Source organism: Pseudomonas sp. P4_D7 (assembly GCF_056401755.1).
Genome location: NZ_JBFUIR010000028.1, coordinates 19,117 through 44,412, shown reverse-complemented (window position 1 = coordinate 44,412; position 25,296 = coordinate 19,117). Strand labels below are relative to the sequence as shown.

The 25,296-nt window shown below is 58.0% G+C and carries 17 protein-coding genes and 1 pseudogene; 8 read left to right on the top strand and 10 right to left on the bottom strand.

Annotated features, from left to right (window positions below):
* Window positions 1–10: 10 nt before the first annotated feature.
* The 3 genes from AC1DVF_RS18175 (at window position 11) to AC1DVF_RS18165 (ending at window position 3,396) form a co-directional block, all read left to right on the top strand.
* Window positions 11–1,387, top strand: coding sequence for an L-serine ammonia-lyase (locus AC1DVF_RS18175; protein ID WP_460089907.1), 1,377 nt, complete (start codon window positions 11–13; stop codon window positions 1,385–1,387).
* An 86-nt stretch (window positions 1,388–1,473) separates the two neighbouring features.
* Window positions 1,474–2,775, top strand: a complete 1,302-nt coding sequence (locus tag AC1DVF_RS18170; protein WP_414926656.1) for a serine/threonine transporter — start codon at window positions 1,474–1,476, stop codon at window positions 2,773–2,775.
* A gap of 303 nt (window positions 2,776–3,078) precedes the next feature.
* On the top strand, window positions 3,079–3,396 hold the full coding sequence (locus AC1DVF_RS18165) for a DUF3509 domain-containing protein (RefSeq protein ID WP_093436161.1): 318 nt from the start codon (window positions 3,079–3,081) through the stop codon (window positions 3,394–3,396).
* Here AC1DVF_RS18165 and AC1DVF_RS18160 read toward each other — a convergent pair.
* The gene (locus AC1DVF_RS18160; protein WP_026000737.1) at window positions 3,393–3,893 is read right to left on the bottom strand and encodes a phosphate-starvation-inducible protein PsiE; all 501 of its coding nucleotides are present in this window, start codon (window positions 3,891–3,893) and stop codon (window positions 3,393–3,395) included. The two genes, AC1DVF_RS18165 and AC1DVF_RS18160, sit on opposite strands and share 4 nt — an antisense overlap.
* A gap of 337 nt (window positions 3,894–4,230) precedes the next feature.
* Here AC1DVF_RS18160 and AC1DVF_RS18155 point away from each other — a divergent pair.
* A pseudogene (locus AC1DVF_RS18155) lies at window positions 4,231–4,485 on the top strand (YebG family protein); the annotation flags it as partial.
* Between the two features lie 145 nt (window positions 4,486–4,630).
* Here AC1DVF_RS18155 and AC1DVF_RS18150 read toward each other — a convergent pair.
* A complete protein-coding gene (locus tag AC1DVF_RS18150; RefSeq protein ID WP_093436130.1) occupies window positions 4,631–5,650 on the bottom strand; it encodes a Leu/Phe/Val dehydrogenase in 1,020 nt (339 codons plus the stop codon).
* Between the two features lie 185 nt (window positions 5,651–5,835).
* Here AC1DVF_RS18150 and AC1DVF_RS18145 point away from each other — a divergent pair, with 185 nt between their 5' ends.
* On the top strand, window positions 5,836–6,639 hold the full coding sequence (locus AC1DVF_RS18145) for a SirB1 family protein (protein WP_460089905.1): 804 nt from the start codon (window positions 5,836–5,838) through the stop codon (window positions 6,637–6,639).
* A 165-nt stretch (window positions 6,640–6,804) separates the two neighbouring features.
* On the opposite strand, the gene AC1DVF_RS18140 is transcribed toward AC1DVF_RS18145, so the two are convergent.
* The 4 genes from AC1DVF_RS18140 to hmgA all read right to left on the bottom strand — a co-directional run bounded on the left by AC1DVF_RS18140 (window position 6,805) and on the right by hmgA (window position 11,584).
* Window positions 6,805–8,175, bottom strand: coding sequence for an MFS transporter (locus tag AC1DVF_RS18140; RefSeq protein WP_093436123.1), 1,371 nt, complete (start codon window positions 8,173–8,175; stop codon window positions 6,805–6,807).
* A 148-nt stretch (window positions 8,176–8,323) separates the two neighbouring features.
* Complete coding sequence (gene maiA / locus AC1DVF_RS18135) at window positions 8,324–8,959, bottom strand: maleylacetoacetate isomerase (protein ID WP_093436118.1); 636 nt, start codon at window positions 8,957–8,959, stop codon at window positions 8,324–8,326.
* A 12-nt stretch (window positions 8,960–8,971) separates the two neighbouring features.
* Window positions 8,972–10,276 (bottom strand): fumarylacetoacetase, encoded by a 1,305-nt coding sequence (gene fahA / locus AC1DVF_RS18130; RefSeq protein ID WP_186625426.1) that lies wholly within the window; start codon window positions 10,274–10,276, stop codon window positions 8,972–8,974.
* A 3-nt stretch (window positions 10,277–10,279) separates the two neighbouring features.
* Complete coding sequence (gene hmgA / locus AC1DVF_RS18125) at window positions 10,280–11,584, bottom strand: homogentisate 1,2-dioxygenase (protein ID WP_477782909.1); 1,305 nt, start codon at window positions 11,582–11,584, stop codon at window positions 10,280–10,282.
* A 164-nt stretch (window positions 11,585–11,748) separates the two neighbouring features.
* Here hmgA and AC1DVF_RS18120 point away from each other — a divergent pair, with 164 nt between their 5' ends.
* Window positions 11,749–12,537, top strand: coding sequence for an IclR family transcriptional regulator (locus AC1DVF_RS18120; RefSeq protein WP_095125413.1), 789 nt, complete (start codon window positions 11,749–11,751; stop codon window positions 12,535–12,537).
* 52 nt (window positions 12,538–12,589) lie between these two features.
* Here the strand turns inward: AC1DVF_RS18120 and AC1DVF_RS18115 are convergent, their stop codons facing one another.
* The 4 genes from AC1DVF_RS18115 to AC1DVF_RS18100 all read right to left on the bottom strand — a co-directional run bounded on the left by AC1DVF_RS18115 (window position 12,590) and on the right by AC1DVF_RS18100 (window position 22,157).
* Complete coding sequence (locus AC1DVF_RS18115) at window positions 12,590–16,105, bottom strand: dermonecrotic toxin domain-containing protein (protein ID WP_477782908.1); 3,516 nt, start codon at window positions 16,103–16,105, stop codon at window positions 12,590–12,592.
* A 175-nt stretch (window positions 16,106–16,280) separates the two neighbouring features.
* A complete protein-coding gene (locus AC1DVF_RS18110; protein WP_460089901.1) occupies window positions 16,281–18,833 on the bottom strand; it encodes a LuxR C-terminal-related transcriptional regulator in 2,553 nt (850 codons plus the stop codon).
* 139 nt (window positions 18,834–18,972) lie between these two features.
* Complete coding sequence (locus tag AC1DVF_RS18105) at window positions 18,973–20,340, bottom strand: DUF1329 domain-containing protein (RefSeq protein ID WP_477782907.1); 1,368 nt, start codon at window positions 20,338–20,340, stop codon at window positions 18,973–18,975.
* A 23-nt stretch (window positions 20,341–20,363) separates the two neighbouring features.
* On the bottom strand, window positions 20,364–22,157 hold the full coding sequence (locus AC1DVF_RS18100; protein ID WP_476336660.1) for a DUF1302 family protein: 1,794 nt from the start codon (window positions 22,155–22,157) through the stop codon (window positions 20,364–20,366).
* Window positions 22,158–22,879: 722 nt separating this feature from the next.
* Between AC1DVF_RS18100 and AC1DVF_RS18095 the strand changes: the two genes are divergently transcribed.
* Together AC1DVF_RS18095 and AC1DVF_RS18090 are read left to right on the top strand one after the other, a co-directional pair.
* Complete coding sequence (locus tag AC1DVF_RS18095) at window positions 22,880–25,030, top strand: S-type pyocin domain-containing protein (protein WP_477782906.1); 2,151 nt, start codon at window positions 22,880–22,882, stop codon at window positions 25,028–25,030.
* A complete protein-coding gene (locus AC1DVF_RS18090) occupies window positions 25,030–25,290 on the top strand; it encodes a hypothetical protein (RefSeq protein ID WP_007914225.1) in 261 nt (86 codons plus the stop codon). Before AC1DVF_RS18095 ends, AC1DVF_RS18090 begins: the two co-directional genes overlap by 1 nt.
* The last annotated feature ends 6 nt before the right edge of the window (window positions 25,291–25,296 follow it).

The window sequence follows — 25,296 nt, the reverse complement described above, 5'->3', positions numbered from 1 at the left end:
AGGGTTTAGCATGGCTATCAGTGTTTTCGATCTATTCAAAGTCGGCATCGGCCCGTCCAGTTCCCACACCGTAGGCCCGATGCGCGCCGCCGCGACCTTCGCTCAGGCGCTGATTGATCAACGTTTGTTGAACGATGTGCGTCGTGTGGAAATCCGTTTATACGGCTCACTCTCGGCCACCGGCGTCGGGCACGCCACCGACCGCGCAACGGTGATGGGCCTGATGGGCGAATGGCCGGACAGCATCGATCCGGCGACCATCGATCCACGTATCCAGCAACTGCGCGAGACAGGCCAACTGTCCCTCGCCGGTCAGAGAGAAATTGCCTTCGACTGGCAACGTGATCTCCTGCTGCTGGACGAGAGCCTGCCCTACCACCCCAACGCCATGTCGCTGACGGCCTTTGGCGAAACGGCCGAGCTGTTCGAGCAGACCTATTACTCGGTTGGCGGCGGTTTCATCATCGAAGCGGAAGAAGCCGAGTCCGGTGTCGCCCCGGCGAGTGAAGTGGTGTTGCCGTACGATTTCTCCAGCGCCGCCGAACTGCTATCGCTGTGCAAACAGCACAACCTGCGCGTGTCCGAACTGATGATGGCCAACGAACGCGCGTGGCGCACTGACGCGGAAATCCGCCAGGGCCTGCTGCACATCTGGTCGGTGATGCGCGAATGCGTCGAACAAGGCCTGCGCCACGAGGGGATTCTGCCCGGTGGTCTGAACGTGCCGCGCCGCGCCGCGAAATTGCATCGCAGCCTGTTGGAGATCGGCAAGCCGAACGTGATCAGTTCGACGCTGTCGGCAATGGAGTGGGTCAACCTGTTCGCCCTCGCCGTCAACGAAGAGAACGCCGCCGGCGGGCGCATGGTCACCGCACCGACCAACGGTGCAGCCGGAATCATCCCGGCCGTTCTGCACTACTACATGAAATTCAATCCGGACGCGTCTGACGATGATGTCGTCGCTTTCTTTCTGGGCGCGGCGGCTGTCGGCATTTTGTGTAAGAAAAATGCTTCGATCTCCGGCGCTGAAGTGGGCTGCCAGGGCGAAGTCGGTTCGGCCTGTGCGATGGCCGCTGCTGGCTTGGCCGACGTGCTCGGTGCCACCCCGGAACAACTGGAGAACGCCGCCGAAATCGGCCTGGAACACAACCTTGGCCTGACCTGCGACCCGGTCGGCGGCCTCGTGCAGGTGCCGTGCATCGAGCGCAATGCCATCGCCGCCGTGAAAGCGATCAACGCCACGCAAATGGCCCTGCGCGGCGACGGCAAACACTTCATTTCCCTCGACCGGGTGATCCGCACCATGCGCGATACCGGCGCCGACATGCACGACAAATACAAAGAGACTTCACGGGGCGGCCTGGCTGTGAACTGGGTGGAATGCTGAGGCCCATTCCCTGACCGCCCCGGCAGGCCGCACGAAGCCGCCTGCCAACCGTGAGCCCGAGCAAAAATAATAACGAGGCGATACCGATGACCGATGTACGTACACCTGCTGCCGAAAATCCCGCTGTAGACCGCACACGCAATGCAGAAACGGCCCACAAGGGCTGGAACAAATTCGACACCACCTGGATGCTCGGTCTGTACGGCACTGCGATCGGTGCTGGCACCTTGTTCCTGCCGATCAATGCCGGTGTCGGCGGTTTCTGGCCTTTGCTGATTCTCGCCGTACTGGCTTTCCCGATGACGTTTTTTGCCCACCGTGGGCTGACCCGTTTCGTGTTGTCCGGGCGCTCCGGGGACATCACCGAAGTGGTCGAAGAACACTTCGGCATCGGTGCCGGCAAGCTGATCACGCTCCTGTATTTCTTTGCAATCTTCCCGATTCTGCTGGTGTACAGCGTGGCGCTGACCAACACCCTGAGCAGTTTCCTCGAACACCAATTGCACATCGCTCCGCCACCACGGGCGATCCTCTCGCTGGTGTTGATCCTCGGTCTGATGACGATTGTGCGCTGTGGTCAAAGCGTCATCGTCAAAGCCATGAGCGTGCTGGTTTATCCATTTGTTGCCGCATTGCTGCTACTGGCGCTCAGCCTGATTCCAAACTGGAACGGTGCGTTTTTTGCCAGTGCCCAAGAAGCCATGCCAATGTCCGCTTTCTTCAAGACAATGTGGCTGGCGATTCCGGTGATGGTGTTTTCGTTCAACCATTCGCCGATCATTTCCGCGTTCGCGGTTGAGCAGAAACAACGTTACGGCGAGCAGGCAGAACGCAAAAGCAGCGGCATCCTCGCTATGGCTCACGGCATGATGGTCGTCACGGTGATGTTCTTCTGCTTCAGCTGTGTGCTGGCGCTGTCGCCGGCGGATCTGGCAGCGGCCAAGGCGCAGAACATTTCGATCCTGTCGTACCTGGCCAACCACTTTCAGACCCCGGTCATTGCTTACGCCGCGCCGCTGATTGCGCTGGTGGCGATCACCAAATCCTTCCTCGGCCACTACATCGGCGCCAGTGAAGGCTTCCAGGGCATGATCGTGAAAAGCCTGCGCAGCCGTGGCCGGGTGATGTCAGCGAGCTGGCTGAACCGTGCGACCGCCGTGTTCATGATCCTCAGTTGCTGGGCCGTGGCAACGTTCAACCCGAGCATCCTTGGCATGATCGAAACCCTCGGCGGGCCGGTGATTGCCTGCCTGTTGTTCCTGATGCCGATGTACGCCATCCGCCGCGTGCCGGCCTTGCGCCAGTATTCGGGGCAGGTGTCCAACGTGTTTGTGGTGCTGATCGGCCTGATTGCACTGTCAGCGATCATCTACTCGGTTCTGCCCTGAAAACGGGCCATTAAAAAAGGCGAGCCGCTTGGCTCGCCTTTTTTATCCCCGTGTTCATTGTTCGACAATTTTCCCGGCACAGCCCTTGCTACTCCCCTGTGGGAGCTGTCGCAGGCTGCGATCTTTTGATCTTCATGATCGAAATCAAAACACCGAAGATCAAAAGATCGCAGCCTCGTTTCACTCGACAGCTCTACATGAAGCAACAAATACAGGCCACGGAATGGCCGATGATCCGGTTGGGCGAACCAACCCGATCACGGCCGGTCAACAACTGCACGTTCAATCAGGCGGTGACGCATCATGGACAATCCTTTTCAGATCATTACCGATGCCTTCGCGCCGGACTATCAGATCAACCTGAGCATTCAAGGCCTGGACGGCAGCATCATGCTGACCCTGTCCAACAGCGGCCGGATCGTGGCCAAGCGCATGATCAGCGCCGAGCAGCGCAACGACCCCGCGCGCCTCAAGCGCCTGGTGCAAAGCATCCAGTTCGGCATTGCCATCGAGCAAGGCCACAGCGCCATGGCAATCCTCGAAGCGATGACCAGCGGCGACGGGCTGACCCCGCCACCGCCACGCGTCATCGGCCAGCCCGGGCAAGCAGCCGGGCTTTAAAGCTCGCCCTTCTCGACTTCCGGATGCTCGCTGGAACCGGCACCAAGTTTGCGCTGCGGTTTCTCGATCTTCACCGAAGGAAATTGTGACGAGGCGTAACGCACCACCAGAATCGAGAACGCCAGCAACAGAATGCCGCCGCACAGGTAGATGATGCCCATGTCCGGCGGATTGTGGTGCGAGACGTTGGAGATCAGCAAACGGGTCAGCGCGGTGATCGCCACGTAGATCAGGAAGCGCACCGGCATGTGGTTGGTCTTGAAGTAGATCCCGACCATTGCCCCCAATTCGAGATAGATGAACAGCAGCAGAATGTCATCGATCTTGATATGGCCTTCCTCGAGCATCCCGAGAAATTCCATCACCGCCGCCCATGCCGTCACCGCACCGATGGCGAACAACGCCAGATAGTGGAAGGTTTCGACGAACAGGTTGCCCAGGGACTCGGCCAGTTGATGCACGTTTTGCCGCAGTTTCTCGGCCCAGTTGATTTTCACGATGATGTTCCTTAGCTCGAATGCGAGCGGATGATGCGTGTTGGACGTGACGGTTTTCTGCACGTAACGGTTTTCATGCAGAAAAGAGGCCACGCCATCATGGCGAGCCGCCGCCAAACCCGCGCCGTGGCGTTTGGTCGCAGGTGTCAGGCTGGCGCAGAACCTGTGGGAGCGAGCTTGCTCGCGAATGGCCTCACACGATCCAACTGACAAACCCGAAATCCGGTCTACATTGAAAAGCCACTACCCATGGCGCAGGGATTCGCTTATCCTTTTCGCTGTATATGGATACAGTAGTCGTCAAGACAACTTAATGTGAAGGCATGTGAGGTGGTGAATGGCCGTCGAAGTGGTATACCGCAGCAGCCGAGATCTGGAGCGCTTGTTCATGGATAAAGCCGAAGCTGACCGTCATGACARAATGCTCGAACTGGCCGAATATCTGGCCGATGTCCTGCAAAAAGCCGTTCCGTCCCTGACTGAACAGCAAGTGGAAGAAGCCGGGATCTACATGGCGAAGAATCGCGATGTGTTCGCCCGGGCGTTCAAGAGCCAGCCGGATGCACTGTCCGAACTGCTCAATGCACCGGCCGAACCGGTCGATAATGCCGAAGCTGCAGAACCTGCGGAAACGCCGGCGAAGCCAGCCAAAGCGGCAAAAGCGGCTAAGTAAGCAATGACCGAATTGAATAGGCCCTGAGTCGAATGGCTCAGGGCCTTTTTCATGCCTGTGAAACTCAGCGATACAAAACTTTCTCCGCCAACTCATCCGCCACCCGCGCCGGCGAACGCTTTTCCGCCTGCGCATGGGCGAAGACTTCAGTCAGCCGCGAGCTGATTTTCGAAAGATGCGCGGTAATCGTCGACAACTCTTCACCACGATGTTTCAGCGAGACGTAGATCAAGCCACCGGCATTGATCACGTAGTCTGGCGCATACAGAATCCCGCGCCGTTCCAGTTGATCGGCCACATCCAGATGTGTCAGCTGGTTATTGGCAGAGCCTGCCACTGCCGAACAGCGTAATTGCGTGACGGTATGGCTGTTCAAAACCCCGCCCAGACCGCACGGCGCGAGGATGTCACACGGCGTACTGAGCAACGCGTCGTTGGCGATCGGGTGAGCGTTGAGTTGTTCCATCGCCAGTTGCACCTTGCCGTGATCGATATCGCTGACCAGCAACTCAGCCCCGGCGGCATGGAGTTGTTCGGCCAAAGCAAAGCCGACATTGCCCAGGCCCTGAATCGCGATGCGCAAGCCTTCGAGGTTGTCGCTGCCCAGCCGCGCCATGGCCGTTGACCGAATGCCGGCAAATACACCCATCGCGGCATGCGGAGCGGGGTCGCCGGCCGAGGTGGTGCTGGTGACGTGCTGAGTCTGTTGGGCGATGCAATCCATATCCGCCACCGAGGTGCCGCTGTCGATGGCGGTGATGTAGCGACCGTCGAGCTGTTCGATGCAACGACCAAAAGCTTCGAACAGCGAGCCACGATTTTCCACATGAGCCGGGCGCACGATCACTGCCACGCCTCCGCCCTGCGGCAGCCCCGCCAGCGCAGCCTTGTAGCTCATGCCCTGAGCGAGGCGAATGGCATCTTCGACGGCGGATTCGTCATTGGGATAGGCGAGATAACGACATCCGCCCAAGGCTGGCCCGAGGCGACTGTTATGGATGGCAATGACCGCCTTCAACCCGGTGACCGGATCAACGCTAAGGTGCAGCGATTCCAGGCGAGTGCTTTGCATGAGCGCAAACATCGTTGGGCTCCCGAATCACTTCTTGTAGAACGCCAGTATAGGCCTGCGCCTGAAAATTGCTGGAGCGCGCCGGAATAAGCGCCCGCGCCGACAACGGTTTTGCGGCATAACCCGACACCTGCGCAGCAGGGGACTGGACGAATCTTGCGGGCGGGGCTAAAACGAGGCATTCCCCGGAGATTTCGATGAGTGCGCGTCAACGTTTTTTCGAATGCCTGTACCGTTCACCGCCCGCGCTGTTCGAAGCCGCGCTGTGGATGGCGGCCGAGCATGAAAAAGCGGTCGATCCCGACGCGTTGTTACAAGAATTCAAAGACCTGCAACAACGAGTCAGTTACGGCTTGCCGATGTTGCCGGTCAGTGAACTGGCGCAGCCCCTGTTGCGCCGCATGACTGATCTGGGCTTTGCCCAGGACCACTTCCTGCCGCTGCGCCCGCAAGCGGCGCTGTTGCACAAAGTGTTGCAGACCCGTCGCGGCCAGCCGTTGGCACTGGCGCTGATTGCCCTGGAGCTGGCGCGTGGCCTGGAGATTCCGCTGGTCGGGGTCAACTTCCCCGGACACTTCCTGTTGCGGGTGCCCGGCGCTGATCACTTGCTGGATCCGTGCGGCGGCCGGCGTTTGTACCCAAACGATTGTCGCGAACTGTTGCAGCGCCAGTACGGGCCGAACATGAAGCTGACCGCCGAGCATCTGCTGACCGCCAGCCCCAAGCAGATGCTCCAGCGCCTGTCGCGCAACCTGCGCCAGCTGCACCTGACTCATGATGATTTTATCGCCGCGCTGATCGACGCCGAACGCGTGCTCGAACTGGGTGACGCTGGCGCCGTCGATTACCTGGCACGGGCCAGTCTTTATCAGCGGCTCGACTGTCCGAATGCCGAGCGCTTTGATCTGGAGCATGCGCTGATGCTCAGCGACGACCCGATTCAGCGCCTGCGCCTGACTGAACGCCTCAGTCACCTGCCGCCCAACTCCGTCGTCCACTGAATACGCTCGCGATGGCTGTGTGTCAGGCAACTAATGTAGTGACAGAAACACGGCCTTCGCGAGCAAGCTCGCTCCCACAGGTTTGGTGTGGACCTAAATTATCGGCTCGGCACACATCACTGTGGGAGCGAGCTTGCTCGCGAAGCAGGCGGCTCGGTCTTTCAGTTAAACCGCGTTATCGTTCTTCGCTAGCAGGCTAGCTCCCACAGGAGATTGCACTGTGTCGGTGGGCGAACGCACCTGAATAATCAGCAACGCGGCGATGACCGCCGGAATCGCACAGAAGAAGAAAATCTGCGCCACTGGAATATGCATCGCCAACAACAGGCTGCCGAACAGCGGCCCGAGAATCGAACCGAAACGCCCCACGCCCAATGCCCAACCGGTGCCGGTCGCACGCACATGCGCCGGGTAGAAATTACTGGCAAACGCATTCAGAGTCAGTTGCCCGCCAATGATGCAGAACCCGGCGGCGAACACGCAGGCGACCAGATATCGCGGATTGTCGTGATTAAGCCCCAGCAGGATCGTGCACAGCGCCGCCCCTGCCAACACCGCTGACAACAACCGCACCTTGCGCTTCAAGCGGTCAGCGAACCAGGCCATGCAGATCGCGCCCATGGTGCCGGCGAACAGGAACATCGACGTCACCAGATTGGCTTCGTTGAGTTTCAGGCCGCTTTCCAGGAGCAGCGTCGGCAGCCAGCTGATCATGAAATACAACAGAATCAGGCTGACGAAAAACGTTGCCCAGATCAGCAATGTCGGTCGCGCGTAGCCATTACGGAACAACTCGACCACCGTCAGTTTGCTGCCCTGCTCCCGCTCGTTCTGTTCGAGGCTGGCAACGGGCGGTTGCCAATCCGGCAACATCCGCGCGGTGACTTTGCGCAGTCGCGCATACGGTGGCGCATCACGCAGCAAACGCGGCAACGACTCCGGCAGCATCCACCAGAGAAACGGAAACAGCAGCAACGGCGTGACGCCACCGGCGAGGAACACCGCTTGCCAACCGAATTGGTCGATGAAGCCTGCCGCGACGAAACCACCGGCTGCGCCACCGAACGAGAAGCCACAGGCCGCCAGCGTCACCATCAAGGTGCGCAGGCGCGGTGGCGAATATTCCGACATCAACGCCATGGCACTGGGCATCGCCCCGCCCATGCCGATGCCGCAGATAAAGCGCGCGATCATCAGCGTATTGAGCGAGTCTGCGAAGACCATCAGCACGGTCAGCGTGGCGTAGATCAGTACGCAAGCGAGCAGAATCCGTCGTACGCCAAAGCGGTCAGCCAGCGGTGTGACGGCCAGGGAACCGAGGGTGAGGCCAAGCAGGTTGGCACTGAATACCGGGCCGAACGCCGATTTTTCCAGCCCCCAATCCTGCGCCAAAGCAGGTACCACGTAACCGAGCACTTGGGCGTCGTAGCCGTCGGTGACCAGCAACAGCGCGAGCAGGATCAACAGTAACCATTGATAACGGGACACAGGACGGGCGTCGAGTGCCGCCCGGAAGCTGGCAATCTGGTTGTGCATCGCAAGGTACCTGTTTTGTTTTTATGATTTTGGGGTAGTTCAACGCCGAACCCTGTGGGAGCGAGCCTGCTCGCGAATGCGCTGTGTCAGCAAAATGAATGGTGACTGACACTCAGCCTTCGCGAGCAGGCTCGCTCCCACAGGGGAATTACGGGGTATCGGGTTGGTTGGCAGGATGCGCCTTGATGAACGCCGGATGTTCAGCCGCCAGTGCGGCAACGCGGCGGACTTTCGGGTAGGCATCCAACGAGACATTGAACCGCTCCGCTGCATACAACTGCGGAATCAGGTACACATCGGCCACGCACGGCCACTCGCCGAAACAGAAGCCCTCGTCGCCAATCAATTGCTCCACCGTCGCCAGCCCCTGGCTGATCCAGTGACTGATCCACTCGACCACCTGCGGCTCGTCGTGCCCTGACTGGCGCAGGCGATTGAGCACGCTGACGTTGTGCAGCGGATGCACATCGCAACCGATCACCGCCGCCACACCGCGCACCTGCGCGCGGGCGAACAAATCTTCCGGCAGCAACGGCACCTGTGGATAACGTTCTTCCAGGTACTCGATGATGGCCGGCGATTGAATCAGCAAACCGCCTTCATCAGTGCGCAGGGCCGGCACCCGCCCCTGTGGATTGATCGCCAGATACGCCGCTTGCCGATGCTCGCCACCGGGTGGCGCGATCAGATTGACCGGCAGCGCCTGATAGTCGAGGCCCTTCAGCGCCAGCGCGATTCGCACGCGGTATGACGAGGTCGAACGGTAATAGGTATAGAGATCCATAACCCGCTCCTGTCAGCGCGCCGCCAGCACTTTGCCGCGGCATTCGCCGAAGCCGATCGAAGCAAAACCGTCACGGGCACAACGCGCACGCAGGATGATTTCGTCGCCATCTTCAAGGAACTTACGCACTTCTCCGGAAGCCAGCTCGATTGGCTTTTTACCGCCCTCGGTGATTTCCAGCAGGCTGCCGAACTGACCGTTTTCAGGGCCGGACAAGGTGCCCGAACCGAACAGATCGCCGGCCTGCAATTGGCAACCGTTGACGCTGTGGTGCGCGACCATTTGCGCGACGGTCCAGTACATGTAGCGGGTGTTGCTCAGGGTCAGGCGATGGGCCGGCAGGTTCTGCTCGCGCATGGCTTCGGTGAGCAGCAAAACTTCCAGTTCGATGTCGAAGGCACCGCCGTCCTGATCGCGTTTATCGAACAGGTACGGCAGCGGCTGCGGATCACCTTCAGGACGCTTCGGCTGCGCGGTGCGGAACGGTTCCAGCGCTTCGGCGGTGACCACCCACGGCGAGACGCTGGTGATGAAACTCTTCGACAGGAACGGCCCCAGTGGCTGGTATTCCCAGGCCTGGATATCGCGCGCTGACCAGTCGTTGAGCAGGCAGAAACCGGCAATGTGATCAGCCGCGTCACCGATGGCGATCGAGTCACCCATCTCGTTGCCTTGACCGATCCAGATGCCCAGTTCCAGCTCATAGTCCAGGCGCGCGCACGGGCCAAACACAGGCTCGGTCTGACCGGCCGGTAGCGTCTGGCCCTTAGGGCGACGCACGTCGGTACCGGAAGCACGCACGGTGGAGGCGCGACCGTGATAACCGATCGGCACATGCTTGTAGTTCGGCAGCAGCGGGTTATCCGGGCGGAACAGTTTGCCGACGTTCTGCGCGTGCTCGATGCCGACGTAGAAATCGGTGTAATCGCTGATGCGTGCCGGCAGATGCAGCTGGCAATCGGCGGCCAGGGGCAGCAGTTTCGCGCCTTGGGCTTCGATGTTGCCGCGGTGCGTGCTGCCTTCGCTGAACAGTTCCAGCAGACGGGTGCGCAGTGCCACACGCCCCTCACGACCGAGTTCGAAGAATGCGTTCAACTGGCCGCCGTGCATGGCTTCGACAGCGCTGCGCGCGACACCGTCGAACAGCCCGGCTTCCAGTGCTACTTGCAGATCGAAGATATGGTCGCCAATCGCCACGCCAGCGCGCGGCATCGCACCGTTACTGCTGAACACACCCAGCGGCAGGTTCTGCAGCGGGAAATCAGCGTGGCCGTTGGCCGAGGCAACCCAGCTGCGGGTGATGGAATTCTGCGTCATGGGTTATCTCCGGGTCGGGTCGAACGTGGCGGGCAAAGTGGCCCAGCAGGCGTCATAAGTGGTTTGCAGTTGCGGACAGTCGAGGGCGAAGCGGCTTGGGCGCAGCACCTGACTGGTCTCGAACATGAAGGCCATGGTGTTGTCGATCTTCGCCGGTTTGAGTTCGGCGTTGATTGCTTTGGTGCAAGTCTCGCCATCAGGGCCGTGGGCGCTCATACAGCTGTGCAACGACGCACCGCCGGGCACGAAGCCTTCGGCCTTGGCGTCGTACTCGCCCTGGATCAGGCCCATGAATTCGTTCATCAGGTTGCGGTGAAACCACGGCGGACGGAAGGTGTTCTCGGCGACCATCCAGCGCGGCGGGAAGATCACGAAGTCGAGGTTGGCCAGACCGTGCACGCTGGTCGGCGAAGTCAGCACGGTGAAGATTGACGGGTCCGGGTGATCGAAGCTGACGGTGCCGATGGTGTTGAAACGGCGCAGGTCATATTTGTACGGCACGTTATTGCCGTGCCAGGCGACCACGTTCAGCGGCGAGTGATTGAGCTCGGTGGCCCACAACTGACCGAGGAACTTCTGTACCAGCGTGGTCGGTTGCTGCAGATTTTCGTAAGCGGCGACCGGGGTCAGGAAGTCACGCGGATTGGCCAGACCGTTGCTACCGATCGGCCCCAGATCCGGCAGACGCAGCGGCGCGCCGTGGTTCTCGGCGACATAGCCGCGCGCTTGTGGGTYGAGCAATTCAACCCGGAATTTCAGGCCGCGCGGCAGCACGGCGATTTCCAGCGGCGCGACTTCCAGCACACCCAATTCGGTGGCGATGCGCAGACGACCGAGTTGCGGCACCAGCAGCAATTCGCCGTCGGCGTTGAAGAACACCCGCTCCATCGAGCGGTTGGCAACATAGTTGTAGATGCTGATGCCGGCCGGTTTCTCTGCACCCGCGTTAGCGGCCATGCTCACCAGTCCATCGATGAAATCGGTCGGCTCGGCCGGGATCTCCAGCGGGTTCCAGCGCAGGCGATTGGGCGTCACTTCACCCAACGGGCCACCGGCCAGTTGCCGCTCCAGTTTGACGAAGGCCGGGTGATTGGCCGACGGCTGAATCCGGTACATCCAGGTGCGCCGCGCTTCACTGCGGGTCATGGTGAATGCTGTACCGGAAAACAATTCGGTGTAGAGGCCGTAGGGGGCTTTTTGCGGGGAGTTCTGGCCAACGGGCAGCGCACCGGGCAACGCTTCAGAGCTGAATTCGTTGCCGAAACCGGACTGATACGCCAGCGCCAGGGCGGTTGAATCGAGGTTCATGGAGCCTCCTGAACAGGGAGTCGGCAGTGGCCCATCGCTCTGGCTCAGAGGTTTCGGCACGCCGGGGTTGTTATTATCGTAATTAGATTACGCATAACGTAATTTGCTCGCTATCCAGCGTCAAGCTATAAAGACGCCCATTCGTTTCGGAACCCGGCCGCACCATGGAAAAAACCAGCGACAGCAACGGCAAACAGAAAGTCCGCTCCGCCGAAGTCGGCACCGACATCCTCAAGGCTCTGGCCGAGCTGTCGCCGTCCACTTCGTTGTCGCGTCTGGCCGAACATGTGCAGATGCCAGCGAGCAAGGTTCATCGCTATCTGCAAGCGTTGATTGCTTCAGGATTCGCCGAGCAGAACACCGCAACCAACCATTACGGGCTCGGCCGCGAAGCCTTGCGTGTAGGCCTGGCCGCACTCAACAGTATGGACGTGCTGAAAGTCGCCGCCCTGCCGTTGGCCGAACTGCGCGACGAACTCAACGAAACCTGCTTTCTGGCGGTGTGGGGCAATCAGGGCGCGACCGTGGTGCATATCGAACCGGCGGTGCGCGCGGTGACGGTGGTGACGCAACTGGGTTCAGTGTTGCCACTGCTCAGTTCATCGACTGGACTGGTGTTCAGCGCCTACTTGCCCCATCGGGAAACCGATGAGTTGCGCGAGCAGGAAATTGCCGCTGTGGATCATCCATTGAAGGATGAAAAAACCTACGCAACCCTGTGCGAACAGATCCGCGAACGCGGTCTGCATCATGTGCATGGCCTGCTGATGCCGGGTGTGGATGCGTTGTCCGCCCCGGTGTTCAACGCCGTCGGCCAGGTCGCCGCCGTGTTGACCATCGTTGGCCCCACTTCATTGTTCCACGCCGACGAAAACGGCCCGGCGGCGCAGCGGTTGCTGGCGGCGACGCGGGCCGTGAGTTGGCGGATGGGTTATGAACCTCTGCAGGCCTGAACGGCGCCAATCGAGCGAGTAACGAGGGCCGTTACTCGCGCAGTTTCATCTGTCAGTTGAGCAGACGAGTGGTGCTGTTCACGACCGCAGGAGGTGCGGTGATTGCTGTCACATAGTTGATGCTGACTTCAACACCGGTGACGCCTGCCATCACATCGGCGAAATCCCTGACGCTCGATAGCAGAGCAATCGGGTTCACGGGCGTGCCGATCGCCGCCACTTTGCCAACGTACAACAGAATCGCCCCTCGCCACGCCGATGCAAAGTGTGCGTTCGCAGCCTCATCGGAGCCCTGACTGGAAGCCACAATGCCCAGCACAACCGACTGAGTAATGCGCAGTACGGTCAGTGCCAGGCCAAGTGGCGCAATAAACATCGAAGCTACATCCAGGGCAAATTCGGCCAGTACCCTCACATCCTTCCACAGCGCTTCCAGATAACTGCTCGTCTGAAAATCCACATCAGCGACGAGTTGCCCGATTTTAGCCAGGTACTCCTGTTTGAAAGCCAGTACTGGATAACTGTTGGTCAATTCCGGAGTGCTGGTCGCTACCGGGTTCGAGTCCCAGTAGGTGTCCAGGAGGTTTTCCACCGCCTGCTGATGTTCCAGACGAGCGAGGCTCAAGACCTTTTTGTTGAAGGTCACGCTTTTCAATCGACCTGCAAGTTCCTGGACAGGGAAGAAATCCTTGCCATCAGGCGTATCGGGAATATAGACAAAAAACTCATCACGCCCGCTGACTTTGCGCCCAAAAACGTAAGCCCCGACAAGGGCGCGTCCCCTGAGAGTGAACTCGTAAACGCCAATGCCCGGCTTCCCACCCGTGGTGATGATGCCCTGACGAGGCAGATCGCGATCAAATCCGTTAATGAGTCCCTGCAACCAGCTGAATTGGTCGAGGGAGAGCTCGCCTTTGATTTTCTGAATCAACGCGGTCCGGAGCATTTCATTTTGTTTTGTTTTTCGATACAGACTTGCTTTCAAGTCAATGTCGGACGCATTGAGGAATTTATCTTTCAGATATTGAAGATACTTTTCACCGGGCCTCAGATCGATCAGATCATTGATAACTCTGGCATTCAGTTGGGCAATGGGCTGTCCGGTAAACGTCCAGAAGGTGGCCTGTCTGAGTTGCTCTCGCAAATTTTCAATACCGGCCAATTGAGGGTTCACCCAGGTGAAAAATTTCTCGAACGCACTTACGTCACTGCGCCACTTTTGCCACTGAATAAACAGATCGGTCAGGCTGATCTTCGAGTCTGCGTGAAATTTGACCCATACCTCGTCAGGGTTAATGTCCACAGATAAACCTGTCCGGGCAAAATACTGCTTCAGCTCCTTCTTCACCAAATGGCAGGCAAACTGTTTGAACGGCTCGACCGCCAGCATTTCCCGGGAATGATGATGAATAGCCTTGAAATCAGCGTTCAGACGATTGAGTAGGTGCTGATCGCTCGAGCTGGCCTTTCTGTACCATTGAGGGGTGGCAGCCTCGGTTTGATCGATACTCCACAAGATGTGATTTTGAACGGCTCCGAACAAAGGCTCCGCTTCGGGTAAATCGACCAACTTAATCTTCGACCACCACCATTCATTCAGTACCGCAAATGGTTTTAGACTCAGATAATCACTTTGCATCTGCGCACTGTCGCTGGCATGTGCCTGACTCAGCAAGTACGCCCAGGTTTCAGCCTTGGCCGCCCATTGCGCCAACTTTTGCTGCAGGCTTTTCAGGTCGGTGAACTCAAACCACTCCTGCCCGGCTGGCGAACCCGGTATATGCAGGACATGCGCGCTGCGATCGGCTGCCACACCTTTCCTGCGATAAACCAGCAAACCATTGAAAGGCTTGAACCAGTGTTTGAGCGCCACGCCCAGCGTTTCAATGGACGTATCGCCGAGGTTATAACCCATCACCAATTTATGAGCTGAAGGTCCCACGTGTTTCTGCAGAATCGCCGCGAACAGGGTCAGCGCTGTTTTACGGCTAAGGACCAATCGCAGCGACTCGGTAACTTCGGCTTGCGAATACAGAAGACGTTGAGCCGTGGTATAGGCAACACGAACGTCCAACGACTTGATGGCACGCAGGATGTTCGATGGACTCAACTTTGGCAGACTGGAGGGGACCTCCGGAACAATCTGATATTGACCTGCCAGATCATGAGCACCTTGCATAAAGGCCTGAGTCAGCGTTTTGCGCTCGGTGAGTTCCACCTTTTTTCCATCCGCCAGAGGCACGGTATGGGTGACTTTCACGAATACAGTGTCCGGGTCGATACGCTCATCTTTACCCGGCGATATGAAGTCCTCTACGGCCAACCGCGCGTAGTCTTTCAGCGAAGCAACTCCGTGAGTGACCTCATGAAGTTTGACTTCGGCTTCAAGCAGTTCTTTTTGCAGGGAAACATACACTTCCTGATTGACATCGGAAGTGCTTTTCAACCATTGCGGCCAAGCATTCCGCTCGACATGCTTAATCAGTTGTACCTGGCGTTTTCTGGCCTGACGATTCAAATCGGGCAACGATTGTGCGGCCTCTACGGCGACAACAATTTTATCAAACTCCGCGTCTGGCTTGCCGACGGATTCTAGATACCCAGTGATGTCGCTGTACATCGTCTGAATCCGCTTATCAACGAATCTCTCAAACAAATTCGCACGAACTTTCAAAAAACGAATAGCAGGGACGTAGGCGAACCCAACGCGTTCACTGAGCGACAGCGTTTGCAGAAACTCTTCCTGAGTTTCCGCGGAGCCCAGTCGGCTCAACAACGCTTGTTCAAGCTTCCAAATGGAAGAAAACAATTCGAGACCACGATTCGCGCAGTAGAGTACGACAGCGCCCTGCTCACCGGGAATCAACTGCTCATAGACAGGGGTTGTAAGGGGCAATACAAACATCGCGTTCTGCTCGATGTATTTGCCATTCTGACCTTCAATGAAAACCCCGTAACAAGTACCGGTCAGACTGGGTTGTACGGTCGTACTGATCAGCGCGCTTTGTTGCTGAGTAATGCCCCCTTGAATCGTCAGCGCCTCCAACTCACGAGCGAAAAGGCTAGCCTCGAGCACACCTAAAGCAGACTTTCGCGACAACTGAGGATAAGCCCCAGCTGCTTTTTGAACGGTCGGGTTTTCCCAGTACTGCCGCACAGTTGCCGTGTAATCAACCGCCAGTTTCTTCAGCAAATCTGCTACTGATTTTTCAATAGCCGAGATCGGGACTTGCGTAAGAATGTCTTCACGGCTGGTAAAATTCGGGTGATCGAATACACCATAATCATTGACATCATAGTTTGGCGGCCGACCACTTTGCAGGCACTCAAGCGCGATATCCAGCAACCGCCCGACCGGCTGTTTATTTTTCGGTTTGGCGCCCGCCACGACATTGACGAACAGGCTGCTCAGCCGCACACCTTCGGATACCTTCCATAACGCCTCACGCAAAGTGTCCTGCACCACCACTGAAAATGACGGAACACGCTTCAATTCCTGCGAGATACTTTCCAGGGCTTTCCCCACTTCACGCAGACTTTGGCTTTCGGCTTCTTTATTAATTTCCATAATGGAATCTCTATCAGCTTGATAATGACAAGTGGCCAATTACAACTTGCCTCGCCAAATCAAGCTAATTCAGATTCAGAGCAGAAAGATACCCACCACACTGTTTCCAACAGTGTTTAATTACAACACCAACAACCCCCTAAGTCACAACTACAAACATCTAACAACCTCACACCTACATCAAACCCAATGTTCTGGCCCTGGCCACCGCATGCGTTCTACGCATCACCCCCAATTTTATATAGATCCTTCGGACATGAGTTTTAACGGTATGCAATGAAAGGAAAAGTTTTTCTGCGATTTGTTGATTGGAATCACCTGCCGCAATCAACACCAAGACTTGTAACTCTCGCTGACTCAGTGAACTTTCAGCTTCAGATTCGGCTACAACTTGCTGCTTTTCCTCCAGCACATTTGTCCGATCAAATATGTTCGGCGAGCGCAGGGTGACCTGGCGTATCAGCAATTGCGCCTCCGAGCGCCGGACGATCTTCAACGCGCATTCCACATGCTCAACCACCCGTAACGACTCGCTGTGCAGCAATGCCACTTCGGCGAGGGCAAAATGCAACTCCGCCTCAAGTGTCTGCGCCCCGCACTTGCGGGCTTTATCCAGCAACATCTGAAGTTGCTCCGGGAGATCACTACCGCGTTGCAAAGATGCCGTGGCCAATATCAGCAAATACTGGATACGCGCTATCAGTTGAACCGTCGCCGGAGGCGCCTGCAACGCGTTCGGCGGTTGATAGTGGCGCAGCACCCGGCTCAACGCCTCATGTGCCAACTGCGCCCGCCCCTGCTGCAGCCAGATCTGGCTACTGACCTGTAACAACACACCACGGTAAACCGTGTCTGGAATCCTGCGCTGCTGCATCAACCGCTCGGCCTCGTGCAAGCGCTCGAATGCTTGCGTGTATTCACAGTGGTTGGCCGCTATCTGCGCCAGCCCCAGATAGCCGAACAACACCCGTTTATCGTGACTGCGCAGACAATCCTCCAGGCCACGTTTGAACAGAACGGCGGCTTGCTCCTCCAGCCCCATGACCAACGCCAATCGACCACGACGCAGGGCGATACGACCGAGCAGCGGCGATGGCCGCTCAGCGCGCTGGCCAAGTAACTGCTCAATGCTCAGTAGCAGGTTGTCAGCGCGGGCTGGAGCACCACGCTGCTCAAGCAACTGCGCGTGATCAAGTTCCAGCAAGCCTTCAAACAGCAAGGAGCCTTGTGCCCGCGCCAGACACAACGCTTCGCGACTGATGGTGTGCGCTTGTTCGAGTTCATCGCAGAGCAAGGCTTGTTGAGTCAGCCCTGACAGGCACAGCAGCCTTGTGGCCCAGGCATCGCCATCGAGCGCTTCCAGAGCTTGCTGAAAGAGTTCGCGCGCAGGCGTCATACGCCCCTGCAAATGCATCAGCCAGCCTTGTTGTGCTTGCCAGCGTGCAATCAGTTGTCGTTCCAGTGCCGCCGAAGGTTGCGGCATGAACCTCGCCAGGTGCGCGATGCACTGCGTGGCCTGTTCAAAACGGCCGGCAAACAAAAGAGCTGCGGTAATCAGCCCAACCAACTGCGGTGATCCCAAGGTCACTCCTTCGCCCTGAGATTCATGCAGGCGCAACAACAGCACCACCGTTTGCTCTTCAAAAAGATGCTCGAAGTTGAAGTGCTGCAACAGACTCACTGCCGTTTCGACTTCTTCGGCAAGCAGCGCCTGCTCGAAAGCCGAGCGCCAATCCCCGGCAGCGGCGAACCATTGGCATGCCCGACGATGCCATGAGCGGGCCGCAGGCCAGCGCTCATCGCGCATCACTTGAGCCAAAGGTGCAAAGATCTGCAACCACTGGGACGAGTCATTCCATGGTTCGATGAAGCAACCCAGCGTTTGCAGGGTGCGCAGGTAGTCCGCGCCTTCTCCGGCACCGAACAAGTGCTCACACAACTCAGCATTGAAGCGCGGCAGATTCGCCAGTACCCGCCAGACCTCGGCCAACTCCGGCGTCAGACCGCTGAACAGTTCGTGCTGCAGATAATCCAGCAGCGTTTCCACCCTTTGCTGCGGCTGAAGGGTTTGCGACCAGTCGCATTTTTGCAGCAGCGCCATGCGCACCCCGGCGCACCAGCCACCGGTTCGATGAACAATCCGCGCGGCCACACTGGCAGCCTGCTCCGCTGACAGGTGTTTTAACGCCTGGGCGATTTCTTCCGGGGTCAGCGCCAGCGTCGCGCTTTCGCATTCAAACAATTCGTCGTCCAGCAGCAACCGTGGCCAATTGCACTGGGGGCGTCGACGCGCGCCGATCCACCAGATCAATGCCGGGCTGCTGAGCGCCAGCAAGCGGTCCAACAATGCATCGAGAGCCGGGTCGGGGAGCCGACAATAGTCGTCGATAAACAGCCAGGTGGGCGCTGACCAGCGTGCCAGTGCCGCCGCCAATTGCGCCTCATCCATTGCTGCCAGCCCCAATGCCAGACTCAGCCGCTGACAGAACTCCTCCGTACTCAACGACACGCCCATCAGTGGCAGCCAGTGCACCACACAGTGTGCCGGTGCCTGTGACAAGCATTCGGAGAGCAACGCGCTTTTGCCACTGCCGGGCGGGGCGCAGATCAACCTGATCCGCGCCACCGATGTCAGTAGCGGCTCACTCAGTCGAGGGCGAAGTTGATGATGGGAAGATAGTCTGGGCAAGAATCCGGGGCGATCCAGACAGGCAGTCATAGCGGTCATCGGGTGAGCCTTTTTATCGTTGTGCCCTCACCCTAGCCCTCTCCCCTGCACTTGTTGACGAGTATTCAGCGCGCTGATTGGTGTCCATAAAAAAGGCGACCGAGCGGTCGCCTTTTGCCTCGCTTGTGTATCACAACCGTTACCGCACGCCCTCTGCGCGCAAGGCCGCTGGCGTGTAGTCGGCAGCCTTGGCTTCGAAGCCGAACTCGAAACTGTGCTTCTCTTCGTTCTTCATTCCAAGGGCAATGTAGCGACCGGCAATGATGTCGTAGAGCGCTTCCAGTGTGTAGGCCTGCGCCTGGTGATCGTAGTAATACTGAGCGTGACCTTCGGCGACACGCCACAGTTGCCCGCGACCGTCGTAGTGGTCCGCCAGCGCCACTTGCCAGCTGTCTTCATCGATGTACATGTGACGCTTGGCATAGATGTGCCGCTCGCTCGGCTTGACCGTGCCGATCACTTCCCAGACGCGGTGCAGTTCGTAGCGGGTCAGGTCCTGATTGATATGCCCGGCCTTGACGATGTCGTCGTACTTGAGCTTCGGCGAATCGAGTTTGTAGCTGTTGTACGGGATGTACATTTCCTTCTTGCCGACCAGTTTCCAGTCGTAGCGATCCGGAGCGCCGGAGAACATGTCGAAGTTGTCCGACGTGCGCAGGCCATCGGCGGCGGTGCCCGGGCCGTCATAGGCCACTTGCGGCGCCCGACGCACGCGGCGCTGGCCGGCATTGTAGATCCACGCCAGACGCGGTTCCTTCACCTGATCGAGGGTTTCGTGGACCAGCAGCACGTTACCGGCCAGACGTGCCGGCGCCGTTACCGACTGTTTGAAGAAAGTCAGCACATTGGCGGCTTTTTCCGGATCGAGATCCTTCATCAGTTGCGGCACGGCGATCTCTTCTTCGAAGCGGATCGGCGTGTAGCTGCCGTTGGTCTGCGGGGTCACCTGGGTGATGATGCGCCGCAGGTTACCGCCGTGATACCGGGTGATGTGGTTCCACAACACCTCAACGCCAGTCTTCGGAATCGGGAAGGCGTAGTAGCGGTTGCCTGTGAAATTGGCCAGGCCATTACCATCGTTAATGCTGGTGACATTGAGCGCGCTGCGTTTGGCCGACTCATAGATTTCCGCTGGCACGGCGACCGTGCGGTGAGCCGGATAGACCGGGATCTTGTAGGTTTCCGGGTAGCGTTTGAACATCGCCACCTGCCCGTCCGAGAGCTTGTCCTTGTACTTGTCGACGTTGGAAGCAGTGATGGTGAACAGCGGTTTTTCATTGGCAAACGGGTCGGCGAGGAAGCCTTTGCTGTCCACCGCCCCGGCGTTTTTCGGGATGCCGCCGGTCCATGCCGGTATCGAACCGTCAGCATTGCCGGCCTTCTCGGCGCCGAGCGGCGTGAGGCTGGTGCCGAGTTTGTTGGCCTCCTCCGGCGACACCGCAGCCATCACGTTGGCCGCCAGCAGACTCAGGGCCAGCACACCACATTGCAGAATCATTTTGCGCATTGCATTCATCCTTCTCGGGCAGATCAGAAGTTCACGCCGAAGCTCAGAGCGACGAAGTCACGGTCTTCGAGGACGTTGTAGTCGCCACCGAAAAAGTCGGTGTAACTGAGGCTCGCGGTATAGGTGTTGCGGTAGTCGGCATCGACGCCGACGCTGATCGCTTTCGCACCTTCGTTGAACAGGCCGTTGGGGCCATAACCGGCGACGTCATGCGACCACGACAGGTTGGGTTTGAAGTTGACCCCGCCGATCACGTTGGCGTAATCGAGGATCGCCCGGGCACGGTAGCCCCACGAGGTCGAGGTGACGAAACCGTCGGTATCACCACCGAAACCGTATTGGCCGTATACCGAGTCGCGGCCATAACGCAGCTCGCTGCGCGACTCCAGGCCACCGACATGCACCACCGCAGCTTCGCCGACCACGGTCAGGCGTTCCGCGCCCAACACCTGATCGAAAAAGTGCGTGAGGGTGCTCTGGATCTGCGTGACTTCCTTGCGCCGATAGCCTTTGTTGTCGGCTCCCGCAGTGGTAGCGATCGGCGAAGCAGCACCACCGGCAATCGGGTTGAGCAGCGCTAGCGTCAGGTCGTTGGTGTTGACCTGAACCGGAGCGTTGGGCCGATAGCTGATCTCACCGGTCCATGCGGTGCCGGTGGGTAGCGTGGTGGAGAAACTCGCGCCGTAGAGGCGAATGTCTTCCGGGTACTCAAGGTAGTAACCACCGCGCCCGAGCATCACGCTCTGCGCCAGGCCGGAACCGCTGCCGGGTGCCAGGCCATTGGCGATCCCGACCATGCCCGGCAATGCCGCCAGCGTCGACAGGCCAGCCGTGGTAGTGCCAACCGTTGGCGTGCGGCTGTGGTAGTTCATGAAATACAGGCCATATTCGGTGTCGTCACCGAGCCAGCGCAATGCCGTGCCCCACTGCCCGGAATCCCGCGCATCGCGGTCGCCGCCACGGGGGATCACCACGCCTTCGCGAGTCACCTGAATGCCTTGGCCAAAAGCCTGGGTCAGCGGGACAAACGGTGCGATTGCCGGGTTGCCAACGGTGTAGCCGTTGTTGCAACCGTCCGCCGCCACATCGACACCGAAGAAGGTGCCGCAGTTGTCGAGAACGGTCTGGTCCCATTCCAGTTGATAGAACCCTTCGACGGTCAGTTGATCGGTCAGGCCTTGGGAGCCAAACAGCATGTTGACCGGAATCAGGCCTTCCTTGATCTCCGCTCCGGGGCGACGAAACGCCGAAACGTCGATCGGGTTGATGCTGTTGATCGAGTTACCGATGAAGGTACTTTCGCCCCAGCTCACGACCTGCTTGCCCGCGCGCACGGTGCCCGGCAGATCGGCAATGGAATAGTTGTGATAGACGAATGCATCGAGAATTTGTGCGCCGGAGGACTTCGCACCTTCCTTGCGTCCGCTGTCGCTGATCGGCTTGAACTCGCGGTCTTCGTCCTTCAGCTCGAAGTCATACCAGTACTTGCCACGCACGAAGACACCGGTGTCGCCGTACTTGAGTTCAAGATCGTGAATACCTTTGAAGATCTTCGAGAAGGTCTCGCCCTTCTTGAAATTCAAACGCCCGTCATCACCGGTCGAGGATTGCCCGGTCCCGCCATTGACCGTGCCGACCAGCGACTTGTCGGCATCGCGCATGCCCCAGCTCGCACCGATCGACAGCGACGAGTCGAAGGTGCCCTCGATCTCGCCAATGTTGAACGCAACCGCGTGCGCCTGGGCGCAGCAACCCAAAGCCACCGCGGCGGCCAGCGCCTGCGGTGTGAAGATGGCGCGCATTGTTGTTTTTGTCATGCGTCTTCCCCGGTGAGTGACAGAAGGCCCCACCCTACTGCCGGGCAACCGCGTCGATAAGCGCACCAAGGAGGTATTCGTGTTGTCGCTCGAAAGGATGAATGGCCTTTAACGACGGGGCTTTGCGCCGTTCATGGATCGGCTGGATGGAAGATCATCAGTGCCGCGCATGGTGCACATCAGCACATGGGACTGTTACGTGCCCCGCAACAGTGCATGTCCGGAATTGGTATTTTTCCTACGTGGTCAACACCTTATTCTGAACGCGCTTTCACGGGACACTCCGCAAAGCGCGCAGCACTGGCCTTTGAGCGACTCAGGCCATTGCTGACAGATTTCAGATGAATCGAAGACTTCGGTTTATCGCCCCGGTGTTCACTGACGTTGATTTGTAGCTCCTTGATCCAACGTCTTACCTTGGCCGCTGCGTTTGCAGCGGCCTTTTTTATGGGCGTTGAAAAAGTATTCCCTACTGCCTGCAAACACCTTCCGAGAACGACGTAGGACCTTTCCTGCGTCGCAGAAGAATTCTCCCTGCCTTGTTATTAGCCTGCGAAAACCCTCTCGAAACAACGCCCTGTTACTTACGGGTTTCTCAGATTCTGTAACCGCAAGTCTGATGTAACTTGAAACACCTCAACCCCTCGCTGGTGACACGGACGTCACTATCGGCCGCGCTAACTTGCCAGCGAGTTATCACGCACATTCAAAAGGACATGAATATGCAAAGACCTCCATTCTTAGAACTGGACGAAACACGTATCGAGGCACCCGCCCCCGATAATTACGAGCCATTCAAAGAAAGCAATGTGGGTTACACCTACAGTGGAACGTTCGGACCTGCCGGCGCCAATGCGCAAACCCGCCAATTGATGTTCGAGACGCAAACCACCGTTGAACAAGAGTTCAACGCAAAATCCGTCTCAATACCTCAGTCCATCGAAGTGGAACTGGCGGCAATCAGACTGGAAGGCCCGACAAATCCTCTTCCGCCCGCAGCTGCACTGGCCCGCGAAGTGGGCGTCAGAAATACGCTGATTCACCGCAAGAGCGCAGAGTTTCAGAGGCAGACCGCGATCGCAAACCGCTTTTTTGGCAGCGATCCGCTGGGGAAAACCTTCCAGGATTACCTGAATCAGGCTTCCGCTATCCGCCGAACCAGCGGCGCGGGGGCCAGGAGTAGAGCGTTGTGGAGCGAGTCCTTCCGAGCGGCTCACGAAGCGCGTTTGCTTGGCCAGACACTGGCGCTTCTCAACCAGCAACAGGCCGACGTACTCAATTGGCTGGCCACCGTGCAGGCTCAGGATCAAGCTCAGGCGGCAGCGGCTGAGACCCAGCGTTTGGCTGCAGAACACGCACGGGTCGCAGCCGAACAGCAACGACACAGAGAAGCTGCAGAAGCAACACGTCGAGAGCAGGAGCAGATTCGCATACGTGAACAGACACGACTGGCTGGATTGGCGGAAAAACAACGTCAGGAAGCCGAAATCGCACGAATCAAGGCTGAGGATGAAGCACGGGAAAAAGCACGAATCGCGGCATTGTTGAGCGCGGAGGCCGAAGCAAAGGCAAAGGCCAAAGCCAAGGCGATCGCCAAAGCCAGGGCCATAGCCAAAGCCAAAGCCGCGAAACGTGCGTTTGCCGCCGAGCAGGCACGTCTGCAAGCAGAAATGGAGCAGCGTATCGAGGCGTTACAACGGCAGGAGCGCCTGGCACCAGAAGTCCAGCATGTTTACCCGGCTTCAGGCGCAACGGCTTCAACCGGTCCGGAGTTGTCCTTTGCCTCACACACCACTCGTCTTTCTCCAGCAACATCATCCGCAATTCTCAAGGGGCTGCGGGCAGGATTACAGACCCTGAAAGCGGCAGGATCTGTGTTGATCAGCGGTCCGGCACTGGTAGGTTTCGCTGCTTTGCTCGCGCCTTCGCGCCTGGGCAACGGCGAGCGCTTTTCCATGAGTGTTCCCTTGGCCGAATTGTCGCCGGAGTCTGCACAAACACTGCGCGAAATATCAGATCGGCAAAGCACACTGGAGCTGCCCGTAGGCTTGGGTGTGAGGCCACTGGGTGCGGGCACGGAGGTATTCGTCGCCACCAGCGATGACTTCCATATCCGTTCGAGTGTGCTGGTTCTGAATGCGGCCTATGACTTGCTGAATGATGTTTATGAGGTAGCGCTACCAGATTCGCCGACGGATTTTCTGACCTGGACGCCGGCTATCTCGCCGGGTAACAGCTCGACTGTATCGCCCATTGCCGAGACTGATGCGCCAGCCTATTCCGGCGCTCCTATTGTTCCGATTGAAGGACGGCTGGACCTCAATCCGATCCTTGTCGAAGGTTGGGAACGATTCGTCATCGTGTTCCCCGATGACTCGGGGATTGCGCCACTTTATGTGGTGTTCAGCAGTCCGTACGGGGGTGTCGAGGACGGGGAACACAGCGGGCGAGATTTCAACCCCGAAGAAACAGGTTTACCGGTTACAAGCTCGGACTGGGTACCGTCGATCATCGCAAAAAACGGAATTGATATCGTGAAGCTACACACTTCAAAGTTCCCAGATTCTGATGCAAATAAAATAATGATCGATCGTCTAGAACGAATTTTTCGAGGAGAACTAGAGGTAACCGATACCGACAAACGCTTCTACACTCATGAGATCAGAGAGTTCGAAAGGCTTAAAGCCTTGGGATATGGCGACACGGAGATGCCCGATAAAGACTCTTCCGTATGGAACAACGTCCACACTGCAACACTGGAGGATTACAAGCTTAAAGATGATCCAACGTTGTTATATACGCCAGAGGCGCTGGAAGCTGCAAGGCGGCAAGAAGAGCGTGAGTACCAGAAGTTGCTTAAGGAGATGTGGTAATGAATACCATTGAGCAAATTGTGAAAAATGAACCATTGGATGACATCGTCACCGTATTTTCACTGTTCAAACCAAATCCGCACCTGGACATGATGATCAGACAATACAACCGAGATTTGATCAGTCAATATGGAGCCCTTGAGGATGCCTACAAACGACTCATTGCATCCGGAGTACTGGCACACGGGGATAAAGGCTTAGCTATTAAAGGCCCCAACTGGAAGGCCCCAAAATTCATGACTGAAAAACGATACGCTTAATGGGGT